This window comes from Gilliamella sp. Pas-s95 (genome assembly GCF_009795795.1).
Lineage (GTDB): Bacteria > Pseudomonadota > Gammaproteobacteria > Enterobacterales > Orbaceae > Gilliamella > Gilliamella bombicola.
Map to the genome: position 1 here is coordinate 1 of NZ_WTFC01000071.1, position 737 is coordinate 737.

General features: G+C 46.0%; 1 protein-coding gene. It reads left to right on the plus strand.

All coding sequences use genetic code 11. The features are described 5' to 3' along the window. A partial coding sequence (locus GQ598_RS10875; RefSeq protein ID WP_160404132.1) for a hypothetical protein occupies window positions 1-711 on the plus strand: 711 nt, incomplete at its 5' end. Window positions 712-737 lie beyond the last annotated feature (26 nt).

The following is a 737-nucleotide window of genomic DNA, read 5'->3' on the forward strand; positions in this document are numbered from 1 at the left end:
TATTTTGATTTGGACATTGTTGGCGTGGATGCAAGTCAGTTGACGTGGTCTGTTGTCACGAATGGTAGTATAAGGGCAACGGTGAGTTGGACAAAGCCGCGTTCTGATACATTCACTGACCTAAGAGGAAGTACCGTACAAGCCGATAATTGGATTACTGATAAATCTAGTTATGTAACACGGGTAACGTTAAGTGGTCCTAGGGCGGATAGTAATCAGATAAGTTCAAATAGTCCTAGTCCTTTTAGTGTACTACCTTTGCCACAGACATTTGAGTTGGTCGGTAGGGATGGTCGAGGTCATGAGGTGAGGTATGGATTTGTGTTAAAGCAGTGGTTCGTCAATCGGGGTAATAAACGGGATACCTTGTCTAACCAATCCACTTGGTGTGGAAGTCTGGGTTATCGTTTGCCACAGATTAAGGATTTAACTAATGCGATGTGTGGTGCGCTTCCTGCTTTCCCATGCCGAAATGGCATAGATGGTTCCTTACCATCCTCATTTGATGATCATTACATGCGTCACATGGGGGCTGGTTTTTTCTCTGAGTGGGGCAGCATGAGCCGCTACGCTGATTTGGGCTTCATCGACGACGCCTATTGGACGAGTGACACTGTCGGTGCTAATGGCTTCTATGTCGGCCCGGCCTTCGGTCACGTCAGCTACTTCCTTGCTAGCTACAGTTATTGGGCTGTTTGCACCACACCTTAGTTTTTATATCTTAGTTCTTAATCCTT